The organism is Pseudomonas sp. GOM7 (assembly GCF_026723825.1).
Lineage (GTDB): Bacteria > Pseudomonadota > Gammaproteobacteria > Pseudomonadales > Pseudomonadaceae > Aquipseudomonas.
This window is the reverse complement of the sequence record NZ_CP113519.1, coordinates 2,210,449-2,226,224: the sequence shown is the minus strand read 5'-3', so window position 1 is coordinate 2,226,224 and position 15,776 is coordinate 2,210,449. Positions and strand designations below refer to the sequence as shown.

Annotated in this window: 15 protein-coding genes; all 15 read left to right on the top strand. The window is 64.4% G+C overall.

Annotated features, from left to right (window positions below):
- Positions 1-110 precede the first annotated feature (110 nt).
- Positions 111-2,903, top strand: coding sequence for a response regulator (locus tag OU800_RS10150; protein WP_268183441.1), 2,793 nt, complete (start codon positions 111-113; stop codon positions 2,901-2,903).
- A gap of 27 nt (positions 2,904-2,930) precedes the next feature.
- On the top strand, positions 2,931-3,362 hold the full coding sequence (locus OU800_RS10145; protein ID WP_268183439.1) for a hypothetical protein: 432 nt from the start codon (positions 2,931-2,933) through the stop codon (positions 3,360-3,362).
- Positions 3,363-3,367: 5 nt separating this feature from the next.
- The gene (locus OU800_RS10140) at positions 3,368-3,766 is read left to right on the top strand and encodes an META domain-containing protein (protein ID WP_268183438.1); all 399 of its coding nucleotides are present in this window, start codon (positions 3,368-3,370) and stop codon (positions 3,764-3,766) included.
- A 68-nt stretch (positions 3,767-3,834) separates the two neighbouring features.
- Positions 3,835-4,242, top strand: coding sequence for a PA2817 family protein (locus tag OU800_RS10135; RefSeq protein ID WP_268183436.1), 408 nt, complete (start codon positions 3,835-3,837; stop codon positions 4,240-4,242).
- Between the two features lie 96 nt (positions 4,243-4,338).
- On the top strand, positions 4,339-4,887 hold the full coding sequence (locus OU800_RS10130) for a Tll0287-like domain-containing protein (RefSeq protein ID WP_268183434.1): 549 nt from the start codon (positions 4,339-4,341) through the stop codon (positions 4,885-4,887).
- Positions 4,884-5,168: a metal-sensing transcriptional repressor gene (locus OU800_RS10125; RefSeq protein ID WP_268183432.1), complete on the top strand. Its 285-nt coding sequence runs from the start codon at positions 4,884-4,886 to the stop codon at positions 5,166-5,168. The genes OU800_RS10130 and OU800_RS10125 overlap by 4 nt, the downstream gene beginning before the upstream one ends.
- Positions 5,169-5,555: 387 nt before the next feature.
- On the top strand, positions 5,556-6,200 hold the full coding sequence (locus OU800_RS10120; protein WP_268183430.1) for a peroxiredoxin: 645 nt from the start codon (positions 5,556-5,558) through the stop codon (positions 6,198-6,200).
- 79 nt (positions 6,201-6,279) lie between these two features.
- A complete protein-coding gene (locus OU800_RS10115; RefSeq protein ID WP_268183429.1) occupies positions 6,280-7,260 on the top strand; it encodes an SLAC1 anion channel family protein in 981 nt (326 codons plus the stop codon).
- Between the two features lie 23 nt (positions 7,261-7,283).
- The gene (locus tag OU800_RS10110) at positions 7,284-8,498 is read left to right on the top strand and encodes a TsoY family (seleno)protein (protein WP_268183427.1); all 1,215 of its coding nucleotides are present in this window, start codon (positions 7,284-7,286) and stop codon (positions 8,496-8,498) included.
- A gap of 51 nt (positions 8,499-8,549) precedes the next feature.
- A complete protein-coding gene (locus OU800_RS10105; protein WP_268183425.1) occupies positions 8,550-10,133 on the top strand; it encodes a tetrathionate reductase family octaheme c-type cytochrome in 1,584 nt (527 codons plus the stop codon).
- A 1-nt stretch (position 10,134) separates the two neighbouring features.
- On the top strand, positions 10,135-10,731 hold the full coding sequence (locus OU800_RS10100; protein WP_268183422.1) for a cytochrome b/b6 domain-containing protein: 597 nt from the start codon (positions 10,135-10,137) through the stop codon (positions 10,729-10,731).
- Between the two features lie 203 nt (positions 10,732-10,934).
- On the top strand, positions 10,935-11,798 hold the full coding sequence (locus OU800_RS10095; RefSeq protein ID WP_268183420.1) for an MBL fold metallo-hydrolase: 864 nt from the start codon (positions 10,935-10,937) through the stop codon (positions 11,796-11,798).
- Between the two features lie 10 nt (positions 11,799-11,808).
- The gene (locus OU800_RS10090) at positions 11,809-13,548 is read left to right on the top strand and encodes a bifunctional protein tyrosine phosphatase family protein/NAD(P)/FAD-dependent oxidoreductase (protein WP_268183418.1); all 1,740 of its coding nucleotides are present in this window, start codon (positions 11,809-11,811) and stop codon (positions 13,546-13,548) included.
- Complete coding sequence (locus OU800_RS10085; protein ID WP_268183416.1) at positions 13,545-15,305, top strand: SulP family inorganic anion transporter; 1,761 nt, start codon at positions 13,545-13,547, stop codon at positions 15,303-15,305. Before OU800_RS10090 ends, OU800_RS10085 begins: the two co-directional genes overlap by 4 nt.
- Positions 15,289-15,669: a rhodanese-like domain-containing protein gene (locus OU800_RS10080; RefSeq protein ID WP_268183415.1), complete on the top strand. Its 381-nt coding sequence runs from the start codon at positions 15,289-15,291 to the stop codon at positions 15,667-15,669. Before OU800_RS10085 ends, OU800_RS10080 begins: the two co-directional genes overlap by 17 nt.
- Positions 15,670-15,776: the final 107 nt, after the last annotated feature.

Sequence of the window (15,776 nt, the reverse complement as noted above, 5' to 3'; positions counted from 1 at the left end):
CAGGCGGGTACTAATGAGAACCATTCTAACCGCTAACGCAGCAGCGCTCATCTACAGATTCCACCGCGCTGAATCGCTACACTGCGCGCATGTGAAGAAGGAGGAACCCCGTGTTCAAGGATCTAGGCATCAAGGGCCGCGTGCTGCTGCTCACCCTGCTCCCCACCAGCCTGCTGGCTCTGGTGCTGGGCAGCTATTTCACCTGGGTGCAGCTATCCGGCCTGCAGGCTCAGCTACAGCAGCGCGGCGAGATGCTGGTGGAACACCTGGCGCCCCTGGCCGCCCCGGCGCTGGAGCAACAGGATGCGCAGAAGCTCGAACGCATCGCTCGCCAGGCTCTGGAGCACCCGGATGTACGCGCCGTCGGCTTTCTCACACCGCAGCGCACACCCCTGGCCCATGCCGGGCCGAGCATGCTCAACCCGGCGCCGGCCAACGAAACCGGCCTCAGCCGTCTCACCGGCCAGGATGCCACGCGCTTTTTGCTGCCGGTCTACGACCGCTACCTGGAACTCAACCGCGAGCCCGATGAAAGCCGCAACGTGCAATTGCTCGGCTGGGTGGAGCTGGAACTGTCGCACCAGGGCACCCTGCTCAGCGGCTATCGCAGCCTGTTCGCCAGCCTGCTGCTGATCGTCGGTGGCCTCGCCGTCACCGCCCTGCTCGCCCTGCGCATGAGCCGCAGCATCAACGAGCCGCTGCTGGCCATCAAGGCCGGGGTCGCCCAGCTCAAGGACGGCCATCTGGAAACTCGCCTGCCACCTTTGGGCAGCCACGAGATGGATGAGCTGGCCTCAGGCATCAACCGCATGGCCGAATCCCTGCAGAACGCCCAGGAAGAGCTGCAGCACAGCATCGAGCAAGCCACCGAAGACGTGCGGCAGAACCTGGAAACCATCGAGATCCAGAACATCGAGCTGGACTTCGCGCGCAAGGAGGCTCTGGAAGCCAGCCGGATCAAGTCCGAATTCCTCGCCAACATGAGCCATGAGATCCGCACTCCGCTCAATGGCATCCTCGGCTTCACCAACCTGTTGCAGAAGAGCGAACTCAGCCCACGCCAGCAGGACTACCTGTCGACCATCGAAAAATCCGCCGACAGCCTGCTGGGCATCATCAACGAGGTACTCGACTTCTCCAAGATCGAGGCCGGCAAGCTGGTGCTCGAATCCATCCCCTTCAACCTGCGCGACCTGCTGCAGGATACCCTCACCATCCTCGCCCCGGCCGCCCACGAAAAGCGTCTGGAGCTGGTCAGCCTGATCTACCGCGACACCCCGCTGGCGCTGCGCGGCGACCCGCTGCGGCTCAAGCAGGTGCTGACCAACCTGGTGAGCAACGCGATCAAGTTCACCCACGAGGGCACCATCGTCATCCGCGCCATGGTCGAGGACGAAAGCCCGGACAGCGCACAATTGCGCATCAGCGTGATGGACACCGGCATCGGCCTCTCCGATGAAGACCTGCGCTCGCTGTTCCAGGCTTTCAGCCAGGCCGACAACTCGCTGAGCCGACAAACCGGCGGCACCGGCCTCGGCCTGGTCATCTCCAAACGCCTGATCGAGCAGATGGGCGGCGAAATCGGGGTCGACAGCACCCCGGGCGAAGGCTCGGAATTCTGGGTCACCCTGAGCCTGCCCAAAGCCCGTGACGACGCTGACGACCTGCCGCGCGCGCCGCTGCAAGGACGCCGCGTGGCCGTGCTGGAAGAGCACGAGCTGGCGCGTCAGGCCCTGGCCCATCAACTGGAAGACTGCGGCCTGGAGGTAGAAAGCTTCGGCAACCTGGACAGCCTGCTCGACGCTGTGACCAGCCAGCAGCAGCGCGAACAGCCGATCTGCCTGGCGGTACTGGGCCTGACCATCGCACAGGTCGCCCCAGGCAAACTGGCCGGGCACATCCACGACCTCGAACAGCTTGGCTGCAAGGCCCTGGTGCTATGCCCCACCACCGAGCTGGGGCAATACCACGACGCCCTGCCCGATGCCCACAGGCAATTGCAGGCCAAGCCGCCACGCACCCGGCAACTGCACAAGACCCTGATGGACATGCTCTGCCCGCAACGGCAGATCAACGAAAGCATCTCCAGCCCCGGCAGCAGCCGCCAGCCCCATGTGCTGTGCGTCGACGACAACCCGGCCAACCTGCTGCTGGTGCAGACCCTGCTCGAGCACCTCGGCGCCCAGGTATGCGCCGTGGACAGCGGCCATGCCGCGCTGGAAACCCTCCAGCACAGGAGCTTCGACCTGGTCTTCATGGACGTGCAGATGCCCGGCATGGACGGCCGCCAGACCACCGAGGCGATCCGCCAGTGGGAAACCACTCACAGTCAGCCGCCGACCCCCATCATCGCCCTTACCGCCCACGCCCTGGCCAACGAGAAACGCAGCCTGCTGCAAAGCGGCATGGACGACTACCTGACCAAGCCCATCAGCGAACGTCAGCTATCCCAGGTGGTGCTCAAGTGGACTGGGCTGTCACTGCGCAACCAGAACCTGAGCAAGGCGCCCGAGTCGCTACCCTCGCCGACCCAGCAACCGAAAGTGCTGGATGCCGAAGAGGGCTTGCGCCTGGCAGCCGGCAAGGCCGACCTGGCGGCCGACATGCTGAGCATGCTGCTCGCCGGCCTGCCAGGCGACCGTCAGGCCATCGCCCAGGCACGCGCGGCCGGCGAACGCACCGCACTGATCGAACGAGTGCACCGCCTGCACGGTGCCACCCGTTACTGCGGCGTACCGCAACTGCGCGCAGCCTGCCAACGCAGCGAAACCCTGCTCAAACAGGATGACCCCGAAGCTCAGCTCGCCCTGGACGAGCTGGACGCTGCCATCGCCCGCCTCAGCGAAGTCGCGGCGGCGATGCCAGATGGCACGCCACGCGGTGAGACGCCAGCCGGCGCGTGATAGCATGCCGGCTGATCCGGAGGACCCATGGCCGAACACGATTTCCGTTACACCCTGCTCAACCCGCAACACACCCTCACCGAATGCCGCGCCCTGGCACCCGGGCGCTACCAGGTCACCGGCAACGGTGGCTCGATCCAGGCCGACGACGTTCTGCTGGTCACCCTCAAGGGCAGCCGCGACCTGCACATGCGCCTGACCGTGGAGAAGGTTCGCCATCTGATCAACCCACCCGGCCAGTGGCTGGCGGTATGCAAAGGACCGCAGTTCAAGGAGTTGGCCATCCATAGCTGGCAGGTCGACTGCGACGCCTGCGGCAAGCGCCTGGACTTCGAGTTCGCCGTCGATGCCGCCCTCGGCAAGGCCGCGCAGACGCCAGCCGCCCAGGCCCGCATCGCAGAGCTGGGCTGGCGCCAGGACGACCAACGCCATCTTTGCCCCACCTGCCAGGAGAAGTGACTCACATGCAACCCGCTCTACCCCTTGCCCTGCTCGCAGCCACCCTGGTCGGCTGCGCCAGCGATGCCCCGCACCTGCAGACCGAACACAGCTACAGCGTGGAGTGGATCGGCGCCCGCCCCCTGATCGACCGCAGCCACCTGACCATCACCTTCGCCGCCGATGGCCGTGCCCATGGCAATGCTGGCTGCAACCACTGGTTCGCCGGCTACAGCCTGCAGGACGATGCCATCCGCTTCGATACTCCAGGCAGTACACGCAAGCTATGCGCGCCAGCCCTGATGGAACAGGAACGGCGCTTCCTCGATGCGCTCAGCCAGGTGCGCCGCTGGGACTTCAACGCCCTCGGCCAACTGCAACTGTGGCCCAACGAAGGCAAACCGATCCGCCTGTCGGCGCAATGATCCAATAGCGGGCGGGCGCCAGGCTCTCTATACTCCTGCGCCCGTTTTGCCCTTCAGGAATTCCCGCCATGGCCAGCCATCTCGACCATCACCTCGCCCTGCTCAAGCACCTGCGCGACATCCTCGTCGCCCTGGGCGAAGCCGAACAGGTGCTCGATGACAGCCACGCCCTGTTCCTCGAGCGTTACGATGAACTGCTCGCCGAATTGCCGCGTGACCCGGTGTCCAGCCAGTACCTGGGCCAGGATCTGCTCAGCCAGGTCTTCCACCGCTACCCGCAGATCGCCCACCTGGTGCCACGCGACCTGCTGTGGTTCTTCGGCGGTGACTGCCTGCATTTCATGCCAGACGACGAGATTGCCCTGTACCAGGCTCTCGACGAGCGCCGTTTCGAGGCCGAACAGAACGACGAACCCTTCGACTGGAACCAGGAAAAGCGACTGCTGGCCCTGCCCACCGACGGCGCCAAGCACTGAGCTCAGCCCCTAGGGTCAGAATGTCGCAGCCACAAGCGATGACAGCCGATGCATTTCATGCATAAATACTCCCACCAGTATTTATGAGGTTCGATCATGCGCCCGCTCCTGCTCACCGCCCTGCTCACCTGCACCGCCGCACAGGCTGCCACGCCTTGGCAAGACGAAGCGGCCGCGCAGATCCCGCCATTCGCCGAACAGTTGCTGGGCACCGTGCGCCAGGCCATCGCCGACGGTGGGCCAACAGCCGCCGTGCAGGCCTGCCAGGCACTGGCGCCGCAGATTGCCAGCGAGCACAGTCAGCACGCCTGGCAGGTGGGCCGTACCTCGCTCAAGGTACGCAATCCAGACAACGCACCTGATGCCTGGGAGCGAACCGTGCTCGAACGCTTCGCCAGCGCGGCCAAGGCCGGCACGCCGATAAAAGAACTACGCCATGGCGAAGAGGTCGACGGCCAGTACCGCTACATGCAGGCCATCGCAGTGGGCGAACCGTGCCTGGCCTGCCACGGCACGGCGATCAAAGCAGAGGTGCAAGCGACCATTGACCAGTACTATCCGCAGGATCAGGCCCGCGGCTATCAGCTTGGCGAACTGCGCGGCGCTTTCACCCTCAGTCGCCCCATTGCACAGGAAACACCATGACGGACAATACCGATCTGCGCGCCCGCATGCTCGAACAGCAGCAAGCGATGCTCAAACGTCTGGCCCGGGTAGAGGGCCAGATCAGAGGCATCCAGGCGATGATCAAACGTGGCGAGGATTGCGCCGCCATCGCCCAGCAGTTCTCGGCGGCACGCAGCGCACTGGACAAGTCCTACCGCCTGATGCTGACCTGCCTGATCGAAGAGGCCATGCTCGACCCTGAGCAGAACCCCGAAGACTCCCTGCAACGCGTGCGCGAAATCTTCACCAAGTACACCTGATAGCCAACCCACCGTGGAACACACGCCTCGACAAAGACGCAGCGCTGAAAGCATGCAGATTTCTGCCATGATCCGAGCCCGTCCTTCGCTTATGGCATTGGCACAAGACGCTCAGTACGGCTATTCCATATCGATCTACCAGCGACGCCCTGAATACAGTTAAGCTCATACCCAACAAAATACCCCCAGGGGTATAAAAAGTGATGAGTAGTAGTGCGCGCCGCTCTCGGTTCCTCCGACCTGAACAGTGCCGACCTCATTTCGATCGACGCCGAAGCTCGCCAGGGCAACTCACCCTCCCGGTTTTCATAACGTCGGCAACCCGCTGCTTGCGTGCTTACAGAGGTTCCATTCGATGTTCTGGACACGATGCAGAGGTAAGAAACGATGGAAAACGCGCCGCAGATCAACTTCCCGCGCCTGAACGAACCGGCCCCGGCCTTCACGGCGCGCACCACCTCGGGCGAGCGCTCGCTCGAAGACTACCGTGGCAGGTGGCTGATCCTGTTCTCTCACCCCGCCGATTTCACTCCGGTTTGCACCACCGAATTCATCGGCTTCGCCCAGGCCGCCCCCAGGTTCGCCTCGATGAACTGCGAACTGCTCGGCCTCTCCATCGACAGCCTGTTCTCCCACCTGGCCTGGATGCGCAACATCAAGGAGAAGTTCGGCGTCGAGATCCCCTTCCCCATCATCGAAGACATCTCCATGAAGGTGGCCAGTGCCTACGGCATGGTGCACCCAGGTGCCGCCGATACCCAGGCGGTACGCGCGACCTTCTTCATCGACCCCAATGGCATCCTGCGCGCCATGGTCTATTACCCGATGAGCAACGGCCGCAGCATCGACGAGTTCGTCCGCCTGCTCGAAGCCCTGCAGACCTCCGACGCCCACGGTGTGGCCACACCAGAAAACTGGTGCCTGGGTCAGCCAGTGATCGTACCGCCGCCGAAGACCGCCGAGGATGCCGAAAAGCGTGCGTCGGAAGGCTACGACACCACCGATTGGTACTTTTCCACCAGAACGCTCTGAAGCGACTTGGTGCCCTCACGCCTGCCCAGGCCCGGCGTGGGGGAACCATCACCAATGGCGCCTGGAAGCAGAGATTCGCGTGGATACCAGTATCGATCATCAGAGCGCCGCGCCCCATCGGCTCGCCCACTTTCCGGTGGCACTGTTCGCCAGTGTGATGGGCATGGCCGGCCTGGCCATCGCCTGGCTCAAGGCCGCCCAGACGGGGCTGGTGCCGGAGCAGATCGGCGGCGGCCTGCGCGGGCTGGGCACGGCCTTGTTCGCCTTCCTGCTGCTGATCTACCTCACCAAGCTGTTGCGTCATCGCGCAGCGGTAATGGCCGAGCGCGCCCATCCGCTCAAGCAGAATTTCTTCCCGGCCATCTCCATCGGCCTGCTCCTGCTCGCCATCGCCTGGGCACATGCCGCGCCCACCCTGGCGACCTGGTTATGGAGCGTGGGCGCCGCACTGCACCTCGTATTCACCCTGCTGGCCATGAGCGGCTGGATCCACCATGCCCACTTCCAGATCAACCACGCCAATCCGGCCTGGTTCATCCCGGTGGTGGGCAACATCCTGGTTCCGGTGGCCGGCGCAGGCTTCGCGCCGCTCGACATTAGCTGGTTCTTCTTCAGCATCGGCCTGGTGTTCTGGCTGGTGCTGCTGACCATCGTGCTGTACCGGCTGTTCTTCCACGAACCCCTGCCCATCCGCCTGACCCCAACGCTGTTCATTCTTCTGGCACCGCCCTCGGTGGGGTTCCTCGCCTATCTGGCGCTGACCGACAGCCTGGATGCCTTCGCCCGCATCCTCTACTTCACCGCGCTGTTCCTCGGCCTGCTGCTGGCGAGCAACGCCGTGCGCTTCTTCCGCGTGCCCTTCTTCATCTCCGCCTGGGCCTACTCCTTTCCGCTGGCCGCGCTGACCCTGGCCACTTTCGAGATGGCGCAGCGCAGCGGCCTGGTCTTCTACGAAGGGCTCGGGTGGACACTGCTGATCCTGCTGACCGGCGTGGTTGCCCTGCTGAGCGGGAAAACGGCGCTGGCAGCGTTCAGAGGCGAACTTTGCCTACCCGAATGAACCCGGGATGAAGGAGGTGCGACATGTTCCAGCGAAGCGGCGATGTTCCCTACCACCCCAGCTACTGGTTGTCCGCCCTTGGCGCCGGAGGGTTGTCGATCTCGTTCTTCATGTACCTGATGTGGATGGTGCCCCACGCGGGCAGCCCCATGCCGACCTGGGAACACCTGCAGGCCGCCTGGCAGAGCGCTGGCGCCAACCCTGCATCGATGAGAGCGATACTGCTGATCGCCAGCGCTGGCGTGCTCGCCATGGCGCTGCTGCATGTGCTGTTGCTGGCCTGGAATATCCGCGAGTATCGCGCTGCAGCCAGCCAGGAGGGGCTGGCAGCCTTGCGCCAGTCACCAGCCGAAGTGCAATTGATGGCGGTGCCGCTGACCCTGGCGATGACGGTGAACGTCTGCTTCGCCCTCGGTGCGCTGTTCGTGCCTGGCCTGTGGCCGCAGGTCGAATACCTGTTTCCTCTGGCTCTGCTTGCCTTCGCCGCCATCGCCTGGAGTGCGTTGCGAATCTATGGCCGCTACCTGAACCATATGCTGGTGAGCGGCGGTCATCGCAGCGAAGAGCACAACCATCTGTCCGCACTGCTGGCCGTGTTTACCTTCGCCATGCTCTCGGTGGGCTTTGCCGCCCCGGCAGGCATGTCCCAGGTGAAACTGCTATCGGTGCTGGCGGCGACGTTGTCGATCCTGTTTCTGGTGCTGTCGCTGGTGATCGGCGGCGTCGTCCTGGTAACCGGCATCGGCGCAATGATGACGCACGGCCTGCAGCCCAAAGCGACGCCCAGCATCTGGATGCTGGTACCAATCCTGACCTTGCTCGGCATTGAATGGCTGCGCCTGCAGCACGGCCTCAGTCATCATTTTTCCGGCGGTGCGAGTAGCGGCACGATCTTCGTCGTGCTGACCGGGATATTCATGTTGCAACTCGGCGTGATGCTGGTCGGCTACCGGGTCATGCAGCTCAATGGCTATCTGCGCAGCCACCTCAGCGGCGACGAACGCAACCCGATCAGCTTCGGCCTGATCTGCCCCGGTGTGGCGCTCTTCGTGATGGGCATGTTCTGGTGGCATCTGGTCTGGGTCAAAGGCGGGCTGATCGAGCCATTCGGCGCACCTTACTGGCTCGGCATCCTGATCCTGGCGAGCATCCAGGCGCTGACCCTGGCAGGGTTGCTGCGCCTGACCTGGAGCCTGTTACTGCGCCGCGAGGTGCACATTGCCGGTATCGACAGCTGATCCGGCGACACAGGCCAAGGGCACATTGACAACCGAGAGCGGGAGGTGCTTATGAACGGTTCACGGCGGGCAAGCGCTGGGTTCATCTGCCTGCTTCTGCTGCTGCCCGGCCCGGCGCTGGCCGCCACCGCCGACCATGGCCGCTTCAAGGAGCTGCAGGGGCCATTCGCCAGCGGTGAGGACGTCACCCGTGCCTGCCTCGGCTGCCACACCGAGGCGGCCAAGCAGGTGATGGCCAGCCGTCACTGGACCTGGGACTACATCAACCCGGACACCGGCCAGCGCCTGGGCAAGAAGACCATGATCAACGGCTTCTGCATCGGTGATCGCTCCAACGAGGCGTTCTGCCAGTCCTGCCACGTCGGCTACGGCTGGCAGGATGCAAGTTTCGACTTCAGCGACCAGAGCAAGGTCGACTGCCTGGCCTGCCACAACACCGGCAATTACCTGAAGCTCGCGGGCCTGGCCGGCCATCCGCCCCTGGTTCGCAGCGAGACGTCCCCAGGCTCGGGAACATTCGTCGATCCGGTGGATCTGGCCATCGTGGCACGCAACATCGGCGCCACCTCACGCCAGAGCTGCGGTGCCTGCCACTACTACGGCGGTGGCGGCGACGGCGTCAAGCACGGTGATCTCGACTCCTCACTGAACGACCCGCCACGCAGCCTGGACGTGCACATGAGCCGGGCCGGCCCCGACTTCAGTTGCTCCACCTGCCATGTGTCCGATCAGCACCAGATCGCCGGCAGCCGCATCAGCGTGACCGCCACCGATCCGCACGCAGCGCTCCTGCGTGGCGAACGCAGCACCCGCAACCCGTCCACCTGCCAGGCCTGCCACGGCGAGCGCCCGCATCAAGGCACCCTACTGCATGCCGGGCGGCTCAACGACCACAGCCGCACTCTGGCCTGCCAGAGCTGCCACATTCCAACCTTCGCCCGTGGCGGTGTGCCGACCAAGATGGCCTGGGACTGGTCCACTGCCGGCAAGCTGGATGGCGCCGGCAAACCATTCCAGACCTGGGACGCCAATGGCCACCTGATCTACGACAGCCGCAAGGGCGACTTCGTCCTCGGCGAGAACCTGGTGCCCGACTATGTCTGGTTCGATGGCACGGTCACCTATGTGCAGCCGGATAGCCGAATCGACCCGAGCGAGCGCGTGCCGATCAACGTCTTCCATGGCACGCCCGGCGCAGCGGATTCGCGCATCTGGCCAGTGAAGACCTTCCACAGTCGCCAGCCCTACGATCAGGTACTCAATACCCTGTTGGTACCCCATATTGCCGTGCCCGACGATACGGCCTTCTGGTACAACTTCGACTGGGCCAAGGCGCTGCAGGCCGGCGCCGATGCCACAGGCTCGCCCTACAGCGGTCATTTCGGCTTCGTCGATACCCGCATGCTGTGGCCCATCACCCATATGGTCGCGCCCAAGGAGCAGGCACTCGATTGCGTGCAGTGCCACTCCCGCCAGGCACGCCTGGCCGCCGTGCCGGGCATCTGGCTGCCAGGCAAGGATCGCCATGTGCTGCTCGATACCCTCGGCTTCAGCCTTGCAGGCCTCGCCTTGCTTGGCGTGTCGCTCCACGGTGCGCTGCGCATCGCCGCCTACCAGCGCAGAAGGAGATCCTGAGATGAGCGAGCGTCTCTATCTGTTCACCCGCTTCGAGCGCTTCTGGCACTGGTCGCAGGCCCTGCTGATCATCACCTTGCTGTTCAGCGGCTTCGCCATCCACGGCAGCCATGCCCTGCTCGACTTTCGTAGCGCGGTAGAGGTGCATGAAATCGCCGCCTGGCTGCTGATCACCCTGTGGGTATTCGCCATCTTCTGGCACTTCACCACCGGCCAGTGGCGGCAGTACATCCCGACCCTGGCCAATATCCAAAGGGTGGCGCTCTATTATGCGCACGGCATCTTCACCGGGGCACCGCACCCTTACAAGGTGACCCGCGAACGCAAGCACAACCCCTTGCAGCGCATCGCCTACCTGGGCGTACTGCTGTTGATCAACCCACTGATCTGGGCCAGCGGTCTGCTTTACCTGTTCTGGGGCAGCGTAAAACCCTACCTGCCTGACTGGCTGGGCCTGGAACAGGTAGCCCTGACGCATACTTTAGCGGCCTTCATGATGCTGATCTTCCTGATCGTGCATATCTACCTGACCACCACTGGGCACACGCCGCTGGCACATATCCGCGCGATGCTCAGCGGCTGGGAGGAGCCGCACTAGCCGCCTCTCACGCACATGACGCAGCCGCCAATGAAGCCTCGACGCGATGATCAGACAGCCACCAGCTCCGCACGCCACGCATATGGCGAGTGCGTGCAACGTGCTCGCCGTATATTCCATATAAATCTATGCATAGAACAAAAAATACAGTTAAGCTAAATCTTAATTGAATACTCCCACGGGTATATGAGAGGAGATTGATCATGCGCCCCGATGTCGTCGAATTCTTCGATCCTGCCACTTACACCTACAGCTACGTCGTCATCGATCCTGCCACGCAGCACTGCGCCATCGTCGACTCGGTGCTGGATTACGACCCGGCCTCCGGGCGCACCTCGCACACCAGCGCCGAGCGCATCGTCGCCTTCGTCAAGCAACGCGGCCTGCACGTCGAGTGGCTGCTGGAAACTCACGTACATGCCGATCACCTGTCCGCCGCGCCTTACCTCAAGCGCGAACTGGGCGGCAAGCTGGGTATCGGTGAGCACATCACCGTGGTTCAGAACACCTTCGGCAAACTGTTCAACGCCGGCAGCGAATTCGCCACCGACGGCAGCCAGTTCGATCATCTGTTCCACGATGGCGATACCTTCCGCATTGGCGAGCTGCACGCCAGCGCCATTCACACCCCCGGCCATACCCCAGCCTGTATGACCTACCTGATCGGCGACGCCGGTTTCGTTGGCGACACCCTGTTCATGCCCGACTACGGCACCGCGCGCTGCGACTTCCCGGGCGGCGATGCTCATGTCCTGTTCCAGTCGATCCAGAAGCTCTTCGCCCTGCCCGACGAAACCCGCCTGTTCATGTGCCATGACTACAAGGCACCAGGCCGCGACGACTTCCGCTACCAGACCACGGTGGCAGAGGAGCGCGCGCACAACGTGCACGTGCACCAGGGCATCGATGAAGCGAGCTTCGTCGCCATGCGCCATGAACGCGACGCCACCCTGGGCATGCCGACCCTGATCCTGCCCTCGGTGCAGGTCAACATGCGCGCAGGGCAACTGCCACCGGCCGAAGACAACGGCACCCGCTACCTGAAGATTCCCCTCGACGTGCTCTGAGGTCATCGCCATGGACTCGCTCAAGCGCCTGACGCCATTCATCGCAGTGGCCGCGCAGTTACAACCGGCAGACATGGGCACACTGGCCGCCGCCGGTTTTCGCAGCGTGATCAACAATCGCCCCGACGGCGAGGGGGAAGGCCAGCCCAGCTCGGAAGAGATGGCCGCCGCCGCCCAGGCCAGCGGCCTGGAGTACTACTACCTGCCGGTGGTTTCCGGGCAGATCAGCGACGCAGACGTGGATGCCTTCAGCAACCTGCTCGACCAGGCAAGGGGCCCGCTGCTGGCGTTCTGCCGTACCGGCACACGCTCCACCAGTCTCTGGGCGCTGAGCGAGGCACATCACCTTGACCCCGTGGTATTGCTCAGCACTGCCCACGAGCAGGGTTACGACCTCGTTGGCCTGCTGCCGCGCCTGGAGCAGCGCTGGCAGCAGGCGCCAACCGTTCAGCCGGCCACCAGCAGCACACCAACCCAGCGCTACGATGTGGTGGTGGTCGGCGGTGGCGCGGCTGGTTGCGCGGTAACCGCCAGCCTACTCAAGCGCAACGCCGAACTGCGCATCGCGGTGATCGAACCTCGCGATCAGCACTATTACCAGCCGGGCTGGACACTGGTGGGCGCCGGCGTCTTCGACCGTGCCCGCACCGAACGGCCGATGGCGCGCTGCATCCCCCACGGCGCACACTGGATTCGCGCGGCCGTGGCCGGCTTCGAGCCGGAGCAGCAGCGCGTGGTGCTGGAAGATGGCAACCGGATCAACTACCGCGCCCTGATCGTATGCCCCGGTCTGAGCCTGCACTGGGACGGCGTCGAAGGCCTCAAGGAAAGCCTCGGCAAACATGGCGTAACGTCCAATTATCAGTTCGAGCTGGCGCCCTACACCTGGCAACTGGTGCAGAACCTGCGCAAGGGCCGCGCGCTGTTCACCCAGCCGCCCATGCCGATCAAATGCGCCGGCGCACCGCAGAAAGCCCTCTACCTGTCCTGCGACTGGTGGCTGAAGCAAGGCGTGCTGCCGCAGATCGATGTCGAGTTCTGTTCGGCCGGTGCCGTGCTGTTCGGCGTGCCCACCTTCGTGCCGCCGCTGATGCAGTATGTCGAACGCTATGGCGCACAGCTCAACTTCAACACCAACCTGATCGCCGTCGATGGCCCGGCGCAGCGCGCCTGGTTCAAGCAGACCGATGCCAGCGGCGCAAGCAAGACCATCGAAGAAGCCTTCGACATGCTTCACGCCGTGCCCCCACAACGACCGCCGGAGTTCATCCGTCAGAGCCCCCTGGGCGGCGCCGACGGCTGGGTCGAGGCCGATCACGAAACCCTGCGCCACCCGCGCTTCGGCAACGTCTTCAGCCTCGGCGACGTGTGCGCCGCCCCTAACGCCAAGACTGCCGCAGCGGTGCGCAAGCAGGCCCCGGTAGTGGCCGAGAATGTCCTCGCCGTGTTGGCCGGCAAGGGCCCGCAAGCGATCTACGATGGTTATGGCTCCTGCCCCCTGACCGTCGAACGAGGCAAGGTGGTGCTGGCCGAGTTCGGCTATGGCGGCAAGCTGCTGCCCACCTTTCCGCTGGATCCGGCGGTGCCACGGCGCCTGGCCTGGGATCTCAAGGTGCGGATGATGCCGAGCATCTACTTCGACCTGATGCTGCGTGGCCGTGAATGGCTGGCCGAGCCCAAGCGCCTGCCCCACCAGCCACTGGCGGTCGAAGCCCCTGCAGCCTGCGATTTCGGCAAGGAGCAGAAATGAAATTGAGTCACTGGCTGCCCTGCCTGGACTGGGGGCGACGCTATGATCGCAGCAGCGCGGCACAGGATGGCCTCGCCGCGCTGATCGTCACCCTGATGCTGATTCCTCAGAGCCTGGCCTACGCCATGCTGGCCGGCCTGCCGCCGGTGACCGGCCTGTATGCCAGCATCCTGCCGCTGCTGGCCTATGCCCTGTTCGGTTCCAGTCGCACCCTGGCGGTGGGCCCGGTGGCGGTGGTGTCGCTGATGACCGCCGCCGCCCTCGCCCCGCTGTTCCCCGCGGGCAGTGCGCAATACGTCGGCGCCGCCATGCTCCTGGCCCTGCTCAGCGGCCTGCTGCTGACGGCCATGGCCATGCTGCGCCTGGGCTTTCTCGCCAACTTTCTCAGCCACCCGGTGGTGTCCGGTTTCATCAGCGCCTCGGGCATTCTCATCGCCGTTGGCCAGCTCAAGCACCTGCTCGGCGTCTCGGCGTCCGGGGAGAACCTGCCGCACCTGCTGCCACAGCTCTTCCAGGCGTTGCCACAGACACACGGGCCGACCCTGCTTATCGGCGCCCTCAGCCTTGCCTGGCTGTGGTGGGCCAGAGCCCGGCTCAAGCCCTTGCTGCAAGGCTTTGGCCTGTCGCCACAACTGGCGGGCAACCTGGCCAAGGCCGGGCCGGTGCTGGCGATCATCGTGGCCATTGCCGCTGTCGCCCTGCTGCAACTGGAGCAAGCCGGGGTCAAGGTAGTCGGTGTGGTGCCCCAGGGCCTGCCTGGACTGACCCTGCCCATGCTGGATTTCGACCTGGCCATGCAACTGCTGCCGGCGGCGCTGCTGATCAGCCTGGTGGGGTTCGTCGAATCGGTATCGGTCGGCCAGACCCTGGCCGCCAAGCGTCGCCAACGCATCGGGCCGGACAACGAACTGCTCGGCCTCGGCGCGGCGAACATCAGCGCGGCGTTCAGCGGTGGCTTTCCGGTCACCGGTGGCTTCGCCCGCTCGGTGGTCAACTATGATGCCGGCGCGCAGACGCCCATGGCCGGGGTATTCACCGCCCTGGGCATCGGCCTCAGCGTATTGCTGCTGACCCCGCTGCTGCACGACCTGCCACAAGCCGTGCTGGCCGCCACCATCATCGTCGCCGTGCTCAGCCTGGTCGACCTCAAGTCACTCCGGCATACCTGGCGCTATTCACCCCAGGACGGCGCCGCGCAGATCGCCACGCTGCTCGGCGTGCTGCTGATCGGCGTCGAGGCCGGCATCCTGCTCGGCGTCGGCCTGTCGCTGCTGCTGTTTCTCTGGCGCACCAGCCAGCCGCATATCGCCGTGGTCGGCCAGGTGCCAGGCAGCGAGCACTTTCGCAACGTCGAGCGCTTCGCCGTGATCGAGTCACCCAGCGTGCTGTCGCTGCGCGTCGACGAAAGCCTGTACTTCCCCAATGCCCGTTACCTGGAAGAGCGCATCGGCGAGCTGGTTGCCAACCGGCCGCAGGTGCGCCACCTGGTGCTGATGTGCTCGGGGGTCAACCTGATCGATGCCAGCGCCCTGGATTCGCTGCAAACCATAGCCGAGCGCCTGCATGCAGCCGGTGTGCAACTGCATCTGTCCGAGGTCAAGGGCCCGGTGATGGATCAGTTGCGCCGCTCCGACTTCCTGCAGACCTTCGGCGGCCAGGTGTTCATCAGCCAGTTCGAGGCACTCAGGCAGCTCGCTCCAGCGCCCTGCTCTCAACCACAGCCCCTGCAAGGAAATCCCCATGAAAAGCGCTCATGATTTGGTGCTCGCCGCCAAGGCCCGTATCGCTGAAGTCGATCTGCAACAGGCCGCAGCGGCCATCCGCAACGCCGACCTGCTGATCGACGTGCGTGAAGCGGACGAATACAGCGCCGCGCACATTCCCGGGGCCGTCAACATTCTCCGCGGGCTGCTGGAGTTCAAGCTGAGCAACGATCCACAACTGTCGAATCGTGATCTCAAGCTCGTGCTCTATTGCAAGAACAGTGGCCGCTCGGCCCTGGCTGCCGACGCGCTACGGGAAATGGGTTACCGCAACGTGCTTTCCCTGGCCGGTGGCATCGAGGCCTGGCAAGCAGCCGGTCGGGAGTTGCTCACCCCCACGCTGCCAACCTTCGACTGAGTCCCATGGCGCCTGGATGCAGGAATCTTCCGGCTAATTGCCATTGTTCTGACCTGCATCAATTTCTGCACCTACATACCCCCATGAGTACCCAGTAACATTAGGAC

Excerpts from the sequence above, each read along its gene's own strand:
- OU800_RS10145 (WP_268183439.1), top strand. The coding sequence starts at position 2,931 with ATGGCCGAACACGATTTCCGTTACACCCTGCTCAACCCGCAACACACC.
- OU800_RS10140 (WP_268183438.1), top strand. The coding sequence starts at position 3,368 with ATGCAACCCGCTCTACCCCTTGCCCTGCTCGCAGCCACCCTGGTCGGC.
- OU800_RS10135 (WP_268183436.1), top strand. The coding sequence starts at position 3,835 with ATGGCCAGCCATCTCGACCATCACCTCGCCCTGCTCAAGCACCTGCGC.
- OU800_RS10130 (WP_268183434.1), top strand. The coding sequence starts at position 4,339 with ATGCGCCCGCTCCTGCTCACCGCCCTGCTCACCTGCACCGCCGCACAG.
- OU800_RS10125 (WP_268183432.1), top strand. The coding sequence starts at position 4,884 with ATGACGGACAATACCGATCTGCGCGCCCGCATGCTCGAACAGCAGCAA.
- OU800_RS10120 (WP_268183430.1), top strand. The coding sequence starts at position 5,556 with ATGGAAAACGCGCCGCAGATCAACTTCCCGCGCCTGAACGAACCGGCC.
- OU800_RS10110 (WP_268183427.1), top strand. The coding sequence starts at position 7,284 with ATGTTCCAGCGAAGCGGCGATGTTCCCTACCACCCCAGCTACTGGTTG.
- OU800_RS10105 (WP_268183425.1), top strand. The coding sequence starts at position 8,550 with ATGAACGGTTCACGGCGGGCAAGCGCTGGGTTCATCTGCCTGCTTCTG.
- OU800_RS10100 (WP_268183422.1), top strand. The coding sequence starts at position 10,135 with ATGAGCGAGCGTCTCTATCTGTTCACCCGCTTCGAGCGCTTCTGGCAC.
- OU800_RS10095 (WP_268183420.1), top strand. The coding sequence starts at position 10,935 with ATGCGCCCCGATGTCGTCGAATTCTTCGATCCTGCCACTTACACCTAC.
- OU800_RS10090 (WP_268183418.1), top strand. The coding sequence starts at position 11,809 with ATGGACTCGCTCAAGCGCCTGACGCCATTCATCGCAGTGGCCGCGCAG.
- OU800_RS10085 (WP_268183416.1), top strand. The coding sequence starts at position 13,545 with ATGAAATTGAGTCACTGGCTGCCCTGCCTGGACTGGGGGCGACGCTAT.
- OU800_RS10080 (WP_268183415.1), top strand. The coding sequence starts at position 15,289 with ATGAAAAGCGCTCATGATTTGGTGCTCGCCGCCAAGGCCCGTATCGCT.